A 14,758-nucleotide genomic window follows, 5' to 3' on the forward strand; every position below is an offset into this window, starting at 1 on the left:
AGAATTCACCAACCGGCGCGGCCACCTATCGGCCATCAAAATTGACGCCGACCGGACTCCGTAATCGTCGCGCTACACTCGCGGAATCGCGAGAGGACAAGCGCCGATACGACATTTACAAGGAGCGCGACCACGCCGATGCCGCCCATCAGTTCGGCCTCGGGGGCGACCGCCGTCAATGCGCGCCAGAACGCCACGCCGATCACGCCAAGACCCAGCGTCAGCAGGAAGATGCCCTGCACGAGCGCGATCCGCGCGCGCGCCGCCGCGGCCCAGCCAAGCGCAATCAAGCCGACAAGCGTGATCGTTCCATCGCCGACGAAATCAAGCGAGTCAGCCTTGAGCGCCTGACTATCGGCGATGAACCCACCGATGATCTCGCATGCGCCGAAGCCCAAATTGAGCAGCACGACGATCCAAAGCGCACGACGATAGGCCGGGTCTTTCTCGGCCCGCTTGCTGTCACCGGTGCAGCCGCAGCCGCCTGCTTCATCTGAATCTGCCATGCGTTCGCTTCTACAACCTCCAGTAACTGTAGAAGCAAGGCTATCTGCAATTGGTTCGCGTTATAAGCCCTTTGGAGCCTCCACCATGAACAGGGCTGATGGCGCCGGTGAGTGTCGGAACCACACGTTGCGGGATCACCGACGAACCCGAAATCTCAGTCAGAATAGCTTCGATCGCACCATCGGCGTTGGGCTGTGTATCGGCCACTCCGCCGAGGCACTGGACCGTCAGCCGGAAGAGCGATCGCATCACCAGCGATTCTTGCAGTGCATAATCGGCGATATTTAGCTGACCACCCGGCTTGAGGGCCGCCAACATTGCCGCTATCCCGCTTCGCTTGCCGGGCATTGGTATCTGATGGAAGACGAGACTGGATACCGTCTTATCAAATCGCTTGCCCGACGCGGCTGCATCGCTTGCGTAACCCTGCCGCCACTCGATGACGACGCCTTCTCTCTTCGCCTTGGCCTCCGCCCGGGCAAGAACGTCTGGATCGGGATCGAGTCCGACAATCCGCGAGCCTGGAGCCCATTGTTTCATTAGGATCGCAAAGCTGCCGGTGCCGCAGCCGACATCGATGATCGCCTCGCCGTCGCGCGGCGCGACCTGTTCGAGCAGTGCCGTCCGCCACGCACGCTCGCGCGTCAACAACCTTATGGCGAGATCATAGGCGCCGGTAAGGCCAGAGCGTCCGAGGGCAGGTGTGAAGGTCTTTTCGGCCAACGCAAGTCCTTTGGTTTGAGCCATCATCACTATACAATCTCCAGTGACTGGAGGATCAAGGCATATGACGAAGCGACTGGCGATCGGCGATCTGGCCCGGCAGACGGGTACCAAGGTCAACACCATCCGCTTCTACGAGGATATCGGCCTGCTTCCGCGCGCGGTTCGCACCGCCTCGGGCCGACGGTCCTATGGTATCCCGGACGTCCGCCGCCTCGCGTTCGTTCGGCACAGTCGCGCACTCGGCTTCTCGGTCGAGGAGATACGTTCGCTCCTCGCATTGTCCGATGAGCCCGAACGTGACTGCGCCGAAGCAGCCGCCATCGCTCGTCGGCATTTGCAGGACATCGAGACGCGCATCACCCGGCTCGAGACACTGCGCGACGCGCTCTCGGAGGTCGCCGTCTCCTGCGAGGGCGGCCGCGCCCGCGACTGCAGGGTGATCGAGGCGATCGCTGGCACCGACCTGCCTGTCACGGTCTGAGCGGTGAAGCGCGCGGTCGATCTCGAAGCTGAGCAGCGCAAAATCATCCAGCGGGCGATATTCGCAAGAGCTTTTTCTGATCCAATGCGACAACGGCAGCTTACTGTTTCTGTATGGCTGTTACCTCGCCGATGCCATCCTTAAGCGCGAGATCGAACGCAACCTTGTCCCCAACCGCCACGCTGTCGATCAGCGCCGGCGCGGCTTTGAACGCCATGGTCATTGCCGGCCAGTTCGCCTCAGCGATCGGTCCATGCTCAAGTGTGATGGTGCCGGCGGTCTCGTCGATCGCCTTCACCGTGCCGGTGCCCTTGGCGACCTTCGCCGTCTCGGCCGGCATCGCCATGTTGCCCATGTCTCCCGACATATCGCCCATCGTGGCGGACGCTTCAGCGGTATTGTCCGGCTTATCGGCATTCTGGCCGCAGGCAGCGAGCAGCACGGCGCTACCGAGCGCGAGAATGGATAGCGATTTCATTTCAGATCTCCTTTTCTTGGGTTGAACACGAGCGCTGCCGCATCAGCAGATAGGCGGCAGGAATGACGAACATCGAGAGCAAGGGGGCGGTGAGCATGCCGCCGATCATCGGTGCGGCGATCCGGCTCATGATCTCCGAGCCCGCGCCGCTACCAATCAGGATCGGCAGCAGGCCGGCGATAATCACCGCGACCGTCATTGCCTTGGGCCGGACACGCAGCAGCGCTCCCGCGCGGATTGCCGTCTCTACCTGATCGGACTGCGGCGCGGCACCGCGCTCGTCGAGGGCTTGCTTGAGGTAGATCAGCATCACCACACCGAACTCGGCCGATACGCCCGCCAGCGCGATGAACCCGACCCCGGTTGCGACGGACTGGTGGTAGCCGAGCAGATAGAGAATCCAGAAGCCGCCGGTCAGCGCAAAGGGCAGCGTGCCCATGATGAGCGCCGCTTCTCCAACGCGCCGAAAGATCAGGTAGAGCAGCAGGAAGATGATCGCGAGCGTCGCTGGCACCACCAGCTTGAGCCGGTCGAGCGCGCGTTGGAGATATTCGAACTGGCCCGAATAGGCGATCGAGACGCCGGGCGAGAGCCGCACGTCGCGGCCGACCGCAGTCCGAAGGTCGGACACGACTGAGGCAAGATCACGCCCGCGCACGTCGACATAGACCCAGGTCGAGGGACGACCGTTCTCGGTCTTGAGCATCGGCGGCCCATCGGCAACCCCGATCCGCGCAACGGTGCCGAGCGTGATTTGCTGGCCCGAGGGCGTCAGCACCGGCAAGGCGCGCAGCGCCTCCGGGCTGTCGCGCAGCTCGCGCGGATAGCGCACACTGATCGGATAGCGCGCCAGTCCTTCGACGGTCTGGCCGACAATCTCGCCGCCGATCGCGCCCGAGACGATCGCCTGCACGTCGGCGATGTTGAGCCCATAGCGTGCCGCTGCCGCACGGTTGATATCGACATCGATATAACGCCCGCCAGTCAACCGCTCGGCAAGCGCCGAGCTGACTCCCGGCACCGTCTTGGCGGCCCCTTCGATATCCCGCGCGATGCGATCAATCTCGGCGAGATTGCTGCCCGACACTTTGACCCCGATCGGGCTTTTGATCCCGGTCGCCAGCATATCTATCCGGTTGCGGATCGGCGGCACCCAGATGTTGGAGAGGCCGGGCACCTTCACCGCCCGGTCGAGTTCGTCGATCAGCTTTTCCGGCGTCATGCCCGGACGCCACTGGTCGCGGGGCTTGAACCGGATCGTCGTCTCGAACATTTCCAGCGGCGCCGGATCTGTCGCGCTTTCGGCGCGGCCGGCCTTGCCGAACACGCTCTGCACCTCGGGCACGGTTTTAATCATGCGGTCAGTCTGCTGGAGCAGCTCGGACGCCTTGGCGGCCGACAGTCCGGGCAGCGCCGAAGGCATATAGAGCAGGTCGCCTTCGTTCATCGCCGGCAGGAACTCGCCGCCGAGTCGTGACGCCGGCCAGGCGGTGGTCGCGAACACCAGTGCGGCGATTATGAGCGTTGTCTTGGGGCGCTTCAGCACCCAGTCGATCGCCGGACGGTAGGCCGCAGTGAGGGCACGGTTGACCGGGTTGGCCTGTTCGGATGGAATTTTGCCCCGGATCAGCCAGCCCATCAGCACGGGAACGAGCGTTACCGACAGGATGGCGGCCGCAGCCATCGTGTAAGTCTTGGTGAAGGCAAGCGGCGCGAACAGCCGGCCCTCCTGCGCCTGGAGCGTGAACACCGGGACGAACGACAGTGTGATAATCAGGAGCGAGAAGAACAGCGCCGGGCCGACCTCGATCGCAGCATCGGTGATGACGCGCCAGCGCGCAGAGCCTTCGAGCGTTTCGCCAGGATGCTCGTGCTCCCATCGCTCGATCGCCTTGTGCGCGTTCTCGATCATCACGATTGCGGCGTCGACCATCGCACCGATCGCGATCGCGATCCCGCCCAGCGACATGATGTTCGCGCTCACCCCCTGCGCGTGCATGACAATGAAGGCTGCAAGCACGCCCAGCGGCAATGTTACGATCGCGACCAGCGCCGAGCGGACGTGCCAGAGGAACAGCGCGCAGACGAGCGCAACGACAATGAACTCCTCGACGAGCTTGTGGGAGAGGTTCTCGATCGCCGTATCGATCAGCTGCGAGCGATCATAGGTGGGCACGATCGCGACCCCAGCGGGCAGGCTTTTCTTCAATTCCTCAAGCTTGGCCTGCACCGCCGCAATGGTAGCACGTGCGTCCGCGCCCGAGCGCAGGATGACGACGCCGCCCGCAACCTCGCCATCTCCATCGAGATCGGCAATGCCGCGCCGCATCTCCGGGCCGATCTGGATCGTTGCAACATCGCCCAGCGTCACCGGCACGCCGCCCGCAGCGGTGCGGAGCGGGATCGCGCGGAAATCATCGAGCGTCTTCAGATAGCCCGAAGCGCGGACCATATATTCGGCCTCGGCCAGTTCGACCACCGCGCCGCCAGCTTCCTGATTGGCTCTCTGGATGGCGGAAACCGCCTCTTGATGCGTCACGCCGAAAGCGGCCAACTTCACGGGATCGAGCACGACCTGATACTGCCTGACCATGCCGCCGATGCTGGCGACCTCGGCGACGCCGGGCAGGCTCTTCAGTTCGTAGCGCAGGAACCAGTCTTGCAGGCTGCGGAGCTGCGACAGATCATGCCCGCCGGTGCGATCGACCAGCGCATATTCATAGACCCAGCCGACGCCGGTCGCGTCGGGGCCAAGCGCGCTTCGCGCGGTTTCTGGCAGGCGTCCCTGTGCCTGATTGAGATATTCGAGCACGCGGCTTCGCGCCCAATAGAGATCGGTGCCATCCTCGAAGATGACATAGACGAAGCTGTCGCCGAAGAAGCTGTAGCCCCGGACAGTCTTTGCCCCCGGCACCGACAACATGGTAGTTGTGAGCGGATAGGTGACCTGGTTTTCGACGATCTGCGGTGCCTGGCCTGGCCATGACGTGCGGATGATGACCTGCGTGTCGGACAGATCGGGCAGCGCGTCGATCGGGGTCGCACGCAGCGCTGCGAAGCCGGCGACGACCAGTGCCAGCGCGCCAAGCACGACGAACAGCCGGTTGGCCGCCGACCAGCGGATGAGCGCGCCGATCATTGGCCTGCCTCGCGCGTCATGCTCCGGAGCGTCGGCCCTTGCGGCGGCTGATCGAAACCGAAGCGCACCCGGTCCCCGGCCTTGAACCCGCGGGCGAGCGCCGGATCGCCGAGCCGGAAGGTCATCGTCATCGCCGGCCATTGGAGCGCCGGCACCGGGCCGTGGGCCAGCGTGACACCATTGGCGTCGATCTTTTCGATCCGGCCGCTAGTCTCGTAGAGCCTGGTCAGCGCGGAGGCCGGAGCCATGCCGCCGATCGGCCGGGCCTCCATGCCCGACAGGCTCGCTTCGGAATCGAGCAGGAACTGGCCCGATGCCACCACCTTCTCGCCTTCGGACAGCCCCGCGAGGACTTCGGACTGTCCGTCGCTCTCATTGCCGATCCGCACTTCGGCAGGCTGGTAGCGGCCATTGCTCAGCGCGAGCATGACCAGAGTCCGGCGGCCGGTGCGGATCACCGCCTCGGTGGGAACGAGCAGCCCTGTGCGTTCGCTGCCGCCAAAATCGACATTGGCGAACATGCCGGGACGGAGACGCCCGCCCCGGTTGGCCAGTTCGATCCGAACGGTGAGTGTGCGGCTCTCAGCTTCAACGCTCGGCAGGATCGCGGCAATCCTCCCCGCGAAGCGCTCGCCGGGGTAAGCGGTCAACGTCGCGCTGGCCGTCTGGCCGGGACGAAGCTGGCCCGCCATCCTCTCGGGCACCGCGGCGTTGAGCCAGACGGTGCCGAGCCCATTCACCTCGGCAAGAGTCTGGCCCGCAGCGACGGTCATGCCAGCGCGCACACCGAGCGTCTTGATTACGCCGCCGGATGGCGCGGAGAGCGTCACAATGTTGTGCGGGCGTCCGCCGCGTTCGACTGCGGCGATAGTGCCCGCCGGCATGCCGAGCAGTGTCAGGCGTTGCCGCGCAGCGCTTATCATTGCCGCATCGCCGGTGCGCCTGACCGCCAGATACTCGCTCTGCGCCCCCGCCCATTCGGGAACGAGCAGGTCGGCGAGTGGCGCGCCCGCGCCGATTACATCTCCGGGTGCGCGGGCATAGACGCGGCTCACGAAACCGCCGCTACGCGCCTGAACAATTGCGACGTCCCGCTGGTTGAAATCGATCGTGCCGGTCGCCGTGAGCGCGCTTGAAAGCGTCCCCCGTTCGGCTGCAACCACCCTGATCCCAAGATTCTGCGCGCGCGCCGGATCGATGCGGATGCCGGCTTCCCCGCCTGCCTCGTCAGCATATTTGGGAACGAGCTGCATATCCATGAAGGGCGACTTGCCGGGCTTGTCGAAGTGTTGCGACGGCACCATCGGATCATACCAGTAGAGCACCTTGCGGCCGCCCTCGGCAGCAGCCGGCATGTCGCCCGGATGGATCAATGTTGCGATGCCGTAACCGGTCGCGCCCGCGACGAGTGCGAGCGTGGCCGCCGCGAGGCCAAGCCGCGCTCGGCGGGAAAGTTCAATCGTCATCATCGGTCATCTCCATAGGTCAGCACGAGCCGGGCGGCATCGCGCGCCACTGCCGCTTCGCGGTCGAGGGTGGACAGAGAAGCGTCGGCGAGCATCGCCTGGGCAGCAATCATGTCGGTCAGGCTGGCCCGCCCGGCGGCATAGCTGGCGATTTCCAGATCGGCGCGCTGGCGGGCGAGCGGCAGCAGCGTATCGCGGGCGCGCTGCCATTGTTCATGATGCATCAGATGATCGGCGATCCCCGCGTCGAGATCGGCCATAAGGCCACGGCGGACATTTTCCTCATCGGCACGCGCGGCGCCCGCATCGGCGATGCTCGCATCGATCATGGGATTCTGACGCTTGCTGGTGAACAACGGCAGTGTGACGGTCGCGCCGATCGAGACCATGTCGCCGTAGCGCTCGGCGCGCCGCCCATAAGAAAGATCGAAACTCCAATCAGGACGCTTCTCGGCGCGTGCGACGGTCACGCCTGCCTCAGCCTGACTTGTGCGGGCTATGGCGGCAAGGAGAGTCGGATTGTGCTCGATCGCGCCGCGCAGCCTGTCGGGATCGACAGCGAAATCGGGGATCATGCCTTCAGTCTCGGGATGGGGATCGCCGGTCCAGCGCGCGAGGACTGTCGTGGCCCGCGCGACATCCGCGACAACCTGGCTTCGGCGGTCTTTGAGGTCCGCGATCGCCTGGCGGATTTCGAGAGCCTGCGCCGGGCGGGACGTGCCGGACGCCATGCCGGCCACTGCGGCCGGCGCCAGTTCGCTCAGGCGGCCGAGCACGTCGTTGATCGCTGTCAGCCGTTGCCCGGCATAGGCGAGATCGATCCAGGCAAGTGCGGTTGCGACCCGGATTTCGCGCGCTTCAACGACACGGTCAGCCTCGGCGACGTCGATATCGGCCTCAGCGCGGCCGGTGCGCGCGTGGCGCTTGGCGAGATTGGGCACGTCCTGACTAATGCCGACCCGCGCCATCGTCATGCTCTCGCCGGCGTAGGTGAAGGCAGGCGGCCCCGAGACCGGAAAATTGTCGAGCGCAACTCCAAGTCTGGGGTCGGGAAGCTGGCCGGCGGCCGTCGCAGCGGAGCGGCGGGCGTCGACGGCCAGCGCACGCGCCTGGAGCGATGGCGCTTCATCCGCCGCGCGCGCCAGCGCCTCATCAAAGGTTAGCGGATCGGCGAAAGCCGCCGCAGGTATCGCCGCCAGGAGCGGCGCGAAAAACAGCAGTCGCATGGAAATTTCCTGCTCGGAAGCGACCGATGCGCGAGAGAGCGGTCAACCGCTGCACCGGCGGAGCATCGCGGCTCCGCCGGCGCCGATATCCGGCCCGGCACAATCGGCCAGAGAGCCAGCCTTCAGCTGGCCGACGGTGCGGCGCTCCCAGGCTGCATGGGTTTCATGCAGTCATCGGCGCTCATCTTCATCATGTCGCAGTCGCAGTTCGCCATCTGCGGATGATCGGGCACCCAGACCCGCTTGTGCGTCGGGCCGGTGCTGCGCGGGCCGGGTTGTGGCGCGTCACGCCATTCATAGTGGCCGGAGCCTCGCTCCTGCGGGCTGTCAGCGGCAAAGGCGGTTGCGGGGGCAAGCAAGGCTGCGCCGAGCGCGGCGGCAATCGTGAACGTCTTCATGACGAATATCCTTAGGTGATCTGGAACTGGCCGGACGCGAGGCGAATGGCCCGCGACCATGCGGGCGCCGCGTTCGCGGCGCGCCCGGCGGCGATCAGCCGAGGATGATGGGGGGTTCGGGCTCGGGAGTGAGATCGTGCCCGAGGAGCGCGGACGAGATAGACCAATAGTCTTGTTTGCTCACCATGGGCGTGGAGCCGACCAGCTTAGCTGGGTCTTTCAGGAGCGGCAGCGCGCAGCCCATCGCAAATATGCAATCGAGCGTCAGGCCATTGCAGGGCTTCTTCTCCTGTTTGGCGGGATGCTGGCCCATCATCTCCATGCAGTCGGCGCTCATTGCGGCAGCCGGCGCGGCTGCGGCCACTGAGACGGGCGCAGCAGTGGCTACGGTCTGTTCTCCCAGCAAGCCGAACAGCGCTCCAAGGAGGAGCAGGAGGGGAAGCGCGCGTTTCACGACGTGCTACGTTTAGCCGATCGGCGCGGGAGCGGCAACGAAAAGGAGGGATTTCCGCCGGCGGTCATGCCACTTTGCGCAATCGGCGATGGGTGCCGTGGCAGCGATGCACCTCTACGGTCACATGGACGAGTTCCTCGTGAATTTTCAGGCGGTCAGCATAATCGGCCGGGGCGAGCGGGTCGGCGACCACCAGCGAAATGATCGCCGCGTAGCGGCCCGGACCGACGCGCCAGACATGGAGATCGGCGATCTGCGCATCACCATCGGCAAGCGCCTCGCGGATCTCCGACTCCAGCGCCGGATTGGTGGAGACGTCGAGCAGAATCGCGGCGGTATCGCGCAGCAGTCCCCAGGACCAGCGGGCAATGACCAGCGCACCGACGATTCCCATCGCCGCGTCCATCCACACCCAACCAAGGAAGCGACCCGCGAGCAGTGCGACGATCGCGAGCACCGATGTCAGCGCATCGGTGAGCACATGCGCATAAGCGGAACGCAGATTGTTGTCGGCATGCGCATGGTGGTCACCATGGACATGATCGTGCGACTGACCGTGATGATGTCCGCCACCAAGCAGCCAGGCGCTCGCGAGGTTGATCGCGAGCCCGAGACCCGCGATCCACAACGCTGGTGCATAGTCAACCTTGGCGGGCGCAAACAGGCGGCCGACAGACTCGACGCCGATGCCGAGCGCAATCAGCGCCAGAATGAGAGCGCTCGCGAAGCCCGCGAGATCGCCGACCTTACCGGTTCCAAAGGTGAAGCGCGGATTATCGGCATGGCGCCGCGCGAAAGCATAAGCGAGCGCCGCTACACCGAGCGCTCCGGCATGCGTCGCCATGTGCAGTCCGTCGGCCAGCAACGCCATCGAACCGGTGATCCATCCGGCGGCGATCTCGATCACCATCATCGCCGCGGTCAGCGCTACCACCCAACGCGTTCGGCGTTCATGCTCGTCGTGGGCGTCGCCGAGGAAGATGTGGTCGTGCCGGTGGTTTGAGAGGGTTTCGCTGTGCATCGCAGTGCTCTCTATCCGTTGTGGCGGGCAAAAACCTTCTTGCCGCCCGGCCCGAAGGCGACGACGGTGAAGGACTGCGGCCGCTGACCGGGGACTTCCATGCCCGGCGAACCGAGCGGCATGCCGGGGACGGCCAGACCGGTCACTCCGCGCGGGCGCTGCGCGAGTGCGCGCTTCATGTCGGCGATCGGCACATGTCCTTCGAACACGATGCCGTCGATAATCGCGGTATGACAAGAGGCAAGGTCCGGCGACAGGCCGTAGCGCCGGTGGAGCGCGGCTCGGTTCGTATCATCCGTCATCTGAACCTGCCGGCCGAACTGCGCGCGCACCTGCACCGCCCACTGCTCGCAGCATCCACATCCAGGATCGCGGTGGACAGCGATCTGCTGCGCTGCCAGCGCGCTTGCCGGCACGGCGAGCGCAACTGCCGTCAGAAATGCCTTGATGGGTCTCATTTGCATTCTCCTTGTCCCCACCACGCCCGCTCCCTGCACAAATGGGCGGCATCATGGCGAGCTTTATGTGCTCAAAGTTCCTCCGCGTATTTTATTTGCGTGCGAGGACCGCATTTATCGGATCGATCTCCTGCACCTCGACGATGCTAGTGGATGCTCATCTGTCCACCTGTCCCTTGTCGGCATCGGCTAGCCTGTCGATGATCGGGCAGTCGGGGCGCGCATCGCCGTGACATCGCTCGGCAAGATCGAGCAAGGTGCGACGCATCGCTTCGAGCGCTTTGACCTTGCCGTGCAGTTCTGCGGCACGCGCGCTGGCCAGCGCCTTGACCTCCGCGCTCGACCGGCTGCGATCGCTCCATAGCGCCAGCAATGTGCGGATTTCCTCAATGGGGAAGCCCAGATCACGCGCATTGGCGATGAAGCGCAGGCGATGCACATCCGATGGCGAATAATCGCGATAACCGCTGTCGCGCCGCGCCGGCGCCGGCACCAGCCCGATCTTCTCGTAATGGCGGATCATCCGCTGGGAGACCCCGCTCGCTTCCGAGGCATGGCCGATGTTCATATGACCTGCCGGTTCAGCCGCAAGGCGTTCGTAACCACGCTCACCGATGAGAGCGCCATCGCCGCCGCCGCGATAATCGGCGACAACAGGATGCCGAACACCGGATAGAGCACACCGGCTGCCACCGGCACGCCAGCCGCATTATAGATGAACGCGAAGACAAGGTTCTGGCGGATGTTGGACATGGTTGCCTCGGACAACCGCCGCGCCTTCACGATTCCGGTGAGATCGCCTTTCAGCAGCGTCACGCCTGCGCTCTCGATGGCCACGTCAGTGCCCGAACCCATGGCGATGCCCACGTCGGCCACAGCCAGCGCCGGCGCATCGTTGACGCCATCGCCAGCCATGGCGACTACACGTCCTTCGTCCCTGAGACGGGCGACTACGCCGCTTTTCTGGTCCGGCAGAACCTCGGCTTCGACATCATCGATACCCAGGCGTTTGGCGACAGCTTCCGCTGTCCTGCGGTTGTCGCCCGTCAGCATCACCACCCGGATGCCCTCTGCTTTCAAAGCGGCTAAAGCTTCCGGTGTTGTCTGTTTGACCGGATCGGCAATCGCGAAGACGCCAGCCACCTTGCCATCGACACCGATGAAGATCGCCGTCGCACCGTCACGCCGCAGCGTATCGGCCTGTGCGGCAAGTGCTTCAGCTGCGATCCCTTCGTCCGCAAGGAAGCGGGCATTGCCGAGTATGATCCGGCGACCATCCACGACGCCGAGGGCGCCGCGTCCGGTTGGGGAATCAAAATCGCTGACCTCGGCCGGCGCGATGTCGCGCTCTTTCGCGGCTTCGACGATCGCCAGTGCGAGCGGATGCTCTGAGGCGCGCTCGACCGATGCGGCGAGCCGCAGGATTTCCGCATCCTCAAATCCAGAAGCTGACAGGATTTCGGTGACGGCGGGGCGTCCTTCGGTGAGCGTGCCGGTCTTGTCGACAACAAGCGTGTCGACTTTCTCCATATGCTCCAGCGCTTCGGCATTCTTGATGAGGACACCCATGCTCGCGCCGCGACCGACGCCGACCATGATCGACATGGGCGTGGCAAGGCCGAGCGCACAGGGGCAGGCAATGATGAGCACGGCGACGGCGGCGACAAGACCATAGGCGAAGCGCGGCTCCGGTCCCCAGATGCTCCAGCCCGCGAAAGCGAGGATCGCGACGAGAATGACAGCGGGGACGAACCAGCCTGAAACCTGGTCCGCCATGCGCTGGATCGGCGCGCGAGAGCGCTGCGCTTCAGCGACCATCTGGACGATCCGGGCCAGCATCGTGTCACGGCCCACCTTGTCGGCAGTGATGATGAGCGCGCCGGTCTGGTTCAGCGTGCCGCCGATGACCTTGTCGTCCTTCGCCTTGGTGACGGGCATCGATTCCCCCGTCACCATGGATTCATCGAGCGAAGAGCGGCCATCTTCGACGATCCCGTCAACGGGCACTTTCTCCCCCGGACGCACACGCAAGCGGTCGCCGACTGCCACGAGATCGAGGCTGACCTCCTCCTCGCTGCCATCGGCGGCAATACGCCGCGCCGTCCGTGGAGCGAGATTGAGCAGCGCCTTGATCGCGCCGGACGTGCGTTCGCGGGCGCGCAGCTCAAGCACTTGCCCCAGCAGGACAAGAACCGTGATGACCGCCGCCGCCTCGAAATAAACGGCGACCATGCCATCGTTCCCGCGAAAGGCAGGGGGGAATATCTGCGGCGCCAGCGTTGCGACGACGCTGTAAGCCCAGGCGACGCCGGTCCCCATCGCGATCAACGTGAACATATTGAGGTTGCGCGTCTTGAGCGATGCCCAACCGCGCTCGAAGAAGGGCCACCCGGCCCAGAGCACGACCGGGGTTGCCAGCACGAACTGCACCCATATCGAAACCTGCATGGGAATGAGATGGTGCAGTATCGGAAAAAGATGCCCGCCCATTTCCAGCGCGAAAACCGGAATGGCCAGCGCAAGGCCGATCCAGAAACGCCGCGTCATGTCGATAAGCTCAGGACTCGGCCCGGCATCCGCCGTTACTTGTGCCGGCTCCAGCGCCATGCCGCAGATCGGACAGGCGCCCGGATGATCCTGGCGGACCTCGGGGTGCATCGGGCAAGTCCAGATCGTGCCCGCCGCCGCGTCGTCGTTGGGCGCGGAAGCAGGATTCAGATAGCACGCCGGATCAGCGACAAATTTCTCACGGCAGCCAGCGCTGCAAAAATAATATGTCTCGCCATCGTGGTCAGCACGATGCGCGGCAGTCGCAGGATCGACGGTCATACCGCACACCGGGTCCTTTACGCCCGAGGCAGGTTTTCCGGCGCCGTGGTTGCCGCAGCAGCCGTGTCCGTGCGCCGCAGGTGTTGCCTTGTCCATCGCTTAATTCCTTTCGACGCCTCCCGATGTAAGGGTTGACATCATGTCAGGGTCAATAGCTAATCTCCTCAGCTCGATATCGGCGGCGCCAGCGTGCCCAGCCATGCCACGAGACCGAAGATGATCACTGCGAGGCCTCCCTCAATCAGCAGACTTCGACGAAGAACCTGGAGCGCGAGCCTGGTATCGCGCTGTTCGATCGCGAGGCTGAGGGCCGGCGTCAGACGATACCGATTCAGCGCGGCAAGCCCGAGCATCGCCGCGAACAACGCCAGTTTTAGAAGGAGAAGCAGACCATAGGTCGACTGCCAAAGCGAGGCGATATGAGCAGGCCCGATCAGGAAGATGCCGTTGCCAATTCCCGTTACGAGGAGCAAGCCGACGAGCACCGTGCCGGTGATCGCGAAGCCGCGCAGGCATAGGGCCGCGATCCGCACGCGCTGTATATCCGCCGTCACGGCCTTGCCGGCGACAAGCGTGAAAAACGCGGCGATCGCACTTAACCAGGCTCCAGCAGCCAACAAATGCACAAGGTCGGCGGCAAGCTGCACCCAGCCAGCGTTTCCCTCGCCCGCTGCTCCATGGCCCGACCATGCCAGAGTGCCCAACGCCAGCGCGCCGGCCACTCCGGCCGTGATCGTGACCGCCCTTGGTGCCCGGTCATATAGTGCTGCACACAGCAGCAGGACCAGCAACGCAGCGAGCCGGACCTGCAAGGCCGTGCCGAGCGCCGTCCCTCCAAGAAGATCGCGCAATAGCGCAAAGTCAGGGTGCAGGAGCGGCAGACCCGCCATCGAAGCAGCCTGAATCGCAAAACCGACAACGGACAGGACCGCGCCGATCAGCGCAAGGATAGCGATCATCGCGGCGATGGGCAGATATCCACGCTCAATCCGGTCTCCCCCTAAGGTGTAGAGGGCAAACAAGGGCAGCCCGAAAAGCAGGCCCAGATCGATGTAGAGCGCCCAGCGGATCGCGATGATCGCAATGTCCGTCACGGCTTCACTTCACCGCAAAAGCGAAATTGCCTTCGATGCGGTGTGTGTCGGCCGACACCGCGTGCCAGGTAACCTGATAGCTGCCCGTCGTAAGCGGCCGCGGGAGTGCGACGATCAGCGTTTTCCCGTCCGCGCCGGTTGATGTCTGAAACCCGGTGACCGCCATGCGGTGATTGGGCATACCCGGCATTCCGGTCATGATGACCTCGACGCCAGACAACCTCGGCATCAACTGCTCGCTAAAGGTCAGCGTGATCCGGGAGGGAGTTTCGACGCTGGCGTCGGCCGCAGGCGTTGTAGACACGAGCTTGGGGTGAGCGAGCGCTGGCGAGGCGAACAGCGCGCCCGCGGCGATCGCGGCGATGGAAAGACCACGAAGAGAAGGCATGAAACGGACTCCTTTACGGTAGGTATGATGGGATACGCAGTCGAAGAGCTGCCCCCTCAAAAATTTTCACACGTCAGTGGATGAGGGCTATTC

14 protein-coding genes and 1 pseudogene are annotated in these 14,758 nt (G+C 64.5%); 1 reads left to right on the forward strand and 14 read right to left on the reverse strand.

The annotated features are described in order from the left end of the window. Positions 1 to 62: 62 nt before the first annotated feature. Together CV103_RS07815 and CV103_RS07820 are read right to left on the reverse strand one after the other, a co-directional pair. Positions 63 to 506: pseudogene (locus CV103_RS07815) on the reverse strand (cation diffusion facilitator family transporter); the annotation flags it as partial. A 40-nt stretch (positions 507 to 546) separates the two neighbouring features. Continuing rightward, the gene (locus CV103_RS07820) at positions 547 to 1,257 is read right to left on the reverse strand and encodes a class I SAM-dependent methyltransferase (RefSeq protein ID WP_211314371.1); all 711 of its coding nucleotides are present in this window, start codon (positions 1,255 to 1,257) and stop codon (positions 547 to 549) included. A gap of 37 nt (positions 1,258 to 1,294) precedes the next feature. Here CV103_RS07820 and CV103_RS07825 point away from each other — a divergent pair, with 37 nt between their 5' ends. Further along, on the forward strand, positions 1,295 to 1,714 hold the full coding sequence (locus CV103_RS07825; protein WP_107394556.1) for a MerR family transcriptional regulator: 420 nt from the start codon (positions 1,295 to 1,297) through the stop codon (positions 1,712 to 1,714). A 100-nt stretch (positions 1,715 to 1,814) separates the two neighbouring features. Here CV103_RS07825 and CV103_RS07830 read toward each other — a convergent pair whose 3' ends face one another. The 12 genes from CV103_RS07830 to copC form a co-directional block, all read right to left on the reverse strand. Beyond that, positions 1,815 to 2,192, reverse strand: coding sequence for a copper-binding protein (locus CV103_RS07830; protein ID WP_107394557.1), 378 nt, complete (start codon positions 2,190 to 2,192; stop codon positions 1,815 to 1,817). 1 nt (position 2,193) lies between these two features. After that, a complete protein-coding gene (locus CV103_RS07835) occupies positions 2,194 to 5,331 on the reverse strand; it encodes an efflux RND transporter permease subunit (RefSeq protein ID WP_107394558.1) in 3,138 nt (1,045 codons plus the stop codon). After that, positions 5,328 to 6,797, reverse strand: a complete 1,470-nt coding sequence (locus CV103_RS07840) for an efflux RND transporter periplasmic adaptor subunit (protein WP_107394641.1) — start codon at positions 6,795 to 6,797, stop codon at positions 5,328 to 5,330. The genes CV103_RS07835 and CV103_RS07840 overlap by 4 nt, the downstream gene beginning before the upstream one ends. Further along, complete coding sequence (locus CV103_RS07845; protein WP_483863828.1) at positions 6,797 to 7,771, reverse strand: TolC family protein; 975 nt, start codon at positions 7,769 to 7,771, stop codon at positions 6,797 to 6,799. Before CV103_RS07845 ends, CV103_RS07840 begins: the two co-directional genes overlap by 1 nt. A gap of 374 nt (positions 7,772 to 8,145) precedes the next feature. Continuing rightward, on the reverse strand, positions 8,146 to 8,421 hold the full coding sequence (locus tag CV103_RS07850; protein ID WP_107394560.1) for a hypothetical protein: 276 nt from the start codon (positions 8,419 to 8,421) through the stop codon (positions 8,146 to 8,148). A 94-nt stretch (positions 8,422 to 8,515) separates the two neighbouring features. Continuing rightward, positions 8,516 to 8,875, reverse strand: coding sequence for a hypothetical protein (locus tag CV103_RS07855; RefSeq protein WP_107394561.1), 360 nt, complete (start codon positions 8,873 to 8,875; stop codon positions 8,516 to 8,518). A 64-nt stretch (positions 8,876 to 8,939) separates the two neighbouring features. Then, on the reverse strand, positions 8,940 to 9,896 hold the full coding sequence (dmeF, locus tag CV103_RS07860) for a CDF family Co(II)/Ni(II) efflux transporter DmeF (RefSeq protein WP_107394562.1): 957 nt from the start codon (positions 9,894 to 9,896) through the stop codon (positions 8,940 to 8,942). An 11-nt stretch (positions 9,897 to 9,907) separates the two neighbouring features. Further along, positions 9,908 to 10,354 (reverse strand): DUF411 domain-containing protein, encoded by a 447-nt coding sequence (locus CV103_RS07865; RefSeq protein WP_424538717.1) that lies wholly within the window; start codon positions 10,352 to 10,354, stop codon positions 9,908 to 9,910. Positions 10,355 to 10,511: 157 nt separating this feature from the next. Next, positions 10,512 to 10,922, reverse strand: a complete 411-nt coding sequence (gene cueR / locus CV103_RS07870) for a Cu(I)-responsive transcriptional regulator (RefSeq protein WP_107394564.1) — start codon at positions 10,920 to 10,922, stop codon at positions 10,512 to 10,514. Further along, positions 10,919 to 13,279 (reverse strand): heavy metal translocating P-type ATPase, encoded by a 2,361-nt coding sequence (locus CV103_RS07875; protein ID WP_107394565.1) that lies wholly within the window; start codon positions 13,277 to 13,279, stop codon positions 10,919 to 10,921. Before CV103_RS07875 ends, cueR begins: the two co-directional genes overlap by 4 nt. A gap of 68 nt (positions 13,280 to 13,347) precedes the next feature. Then, positions 13,348 to 14,277, reverse strand: a complete 930-nt coding sequence (copD, locus tag CV103_RS07880) for a copper homeostasis membrane protein CopD (RefSeq protein ID WP_107394566.1) — start codon at positions 14,275 to 14,277, stop codon at positions 13,348 to 13,350. 4 nt (positions 14,278 to 14,281) lie between these two features. Next, the gene (copC, locus tag CV103_RS07885) at positions 14,282 to 14,665 is read right to left on the reverse strand and encodes a copper homeostasis periplasmic binding protein CopC (RefSeq protein WP_107394567.1); all 384 of its coding nucleotides are present in this window, start codon (positions 14,663 to 14,665) and stop codon (positions 14,282 to 14,284) included. Positions 14,666 to 14,758 lie beyond the last annotated feature (93 nt).

The sequence above is a fragment of the Edaphosphingomonas fennica genome, from assembly GCF_003034225.1.
Classification (GTDB): Bacteria; Pseudomonadota; Alphaproteobacteria; order Sphingomonadales; family Sphingomonadaceae; genus Sphingomonas_E; species Sphingomonas_E fennica.

What these genes read in the sequence shown, in the direction of transcription:
- CV103_RS07820 (WP_211314371.1), bottom strand. Translation starts at nt 1,257, where the DNA reads ATGATGGCTCAAACCAAAGGACTTGCGTTGGCCGAAAAGACCTTCACA.
- CV103_RS07825 (WP_107394556.1), top strand. Translation starts at nt 1,295, where the DNA reads ATGACGAAGCGACTGGCGATCGGCGATCTGGCCCGGCAGACGGGTACC.
- CV103_RS07830 (WP_107394557.1), bottom strand. Translation starts at nt 2,192, where the DNA reads ATGAAATCGCTATCCATTCTCGCGCTCGGTAGCGCCGTGCTGCTCGCT.
- CV103_RS07835 (WP_107394558.1), bottom strand. Translation starts at nt 5,331, where the DNA reads ATGATCGGCGCGCTCATCCGCTGGTCGGCGGCCAACCGGCTGTTCGTC.
- CV103_RS07840 (WP_107394641.1), bottom strand. Translation starts at nt 6,797, where the DNA reads ATGACGATTGAACTTTCCCGCCGAGCGCGGCTTGGCCTCGCGGCGGCC.
- CV103_RS07845 (WP_483863828.1), bottom strand. Translation starts at nt 7,771, where the DNA reads ATGACGATGGCGCGGGTCGGCATTAGTCAGGACGTGCCCAATCTCGCC.
- CV103_RS07850 (WP_107394560.1), bottom strand. Translation starts at nt 8,421, where the DNA reads ATGAAGACGTTCACGATTGCCGCCGCGCTCGGCGCAGCCTTGCTTGCC.
- dmeF (WP_107394562.1), bottom strand. Translation starts at nt 9,896, where the DNA reads ATGCACAGCGAAACCCTCTCAAACCACCGGCACGACCACATCTTCCTC.
- CV103_RS07865 (WP_424538717.1), bottom strand. Translation starts at nt 10,354, where the DNA reads ATGAGACCCATCAAGGCATTTCTGACGGCAGTTGCGCTCGCCGTGCCG.
- cueR (WP_107394564.1), bottom strand. Translation starts at nt 10,922, where the DNA reads ATGAACATCGGCCATGCCTCGGAAGCGAGCGGGGTCTCCCAGCGGATG.
- CV103_RS07875 (WP_107394565.1), bottom strand. Translation starts at nt 13,279, where the DNA reads ATGGACAAGGCAACACCTGCGGCGCACGGACACGGCTGCTGCGGCAAC.
- copC (WP_107394567.1), bottom strand. Translation starts at nt 14,665, where the DNA reads ATGCCTTCTCTTCGTGGTCTTTCCATCGCCGCGATCGCCGCGGGCGCG.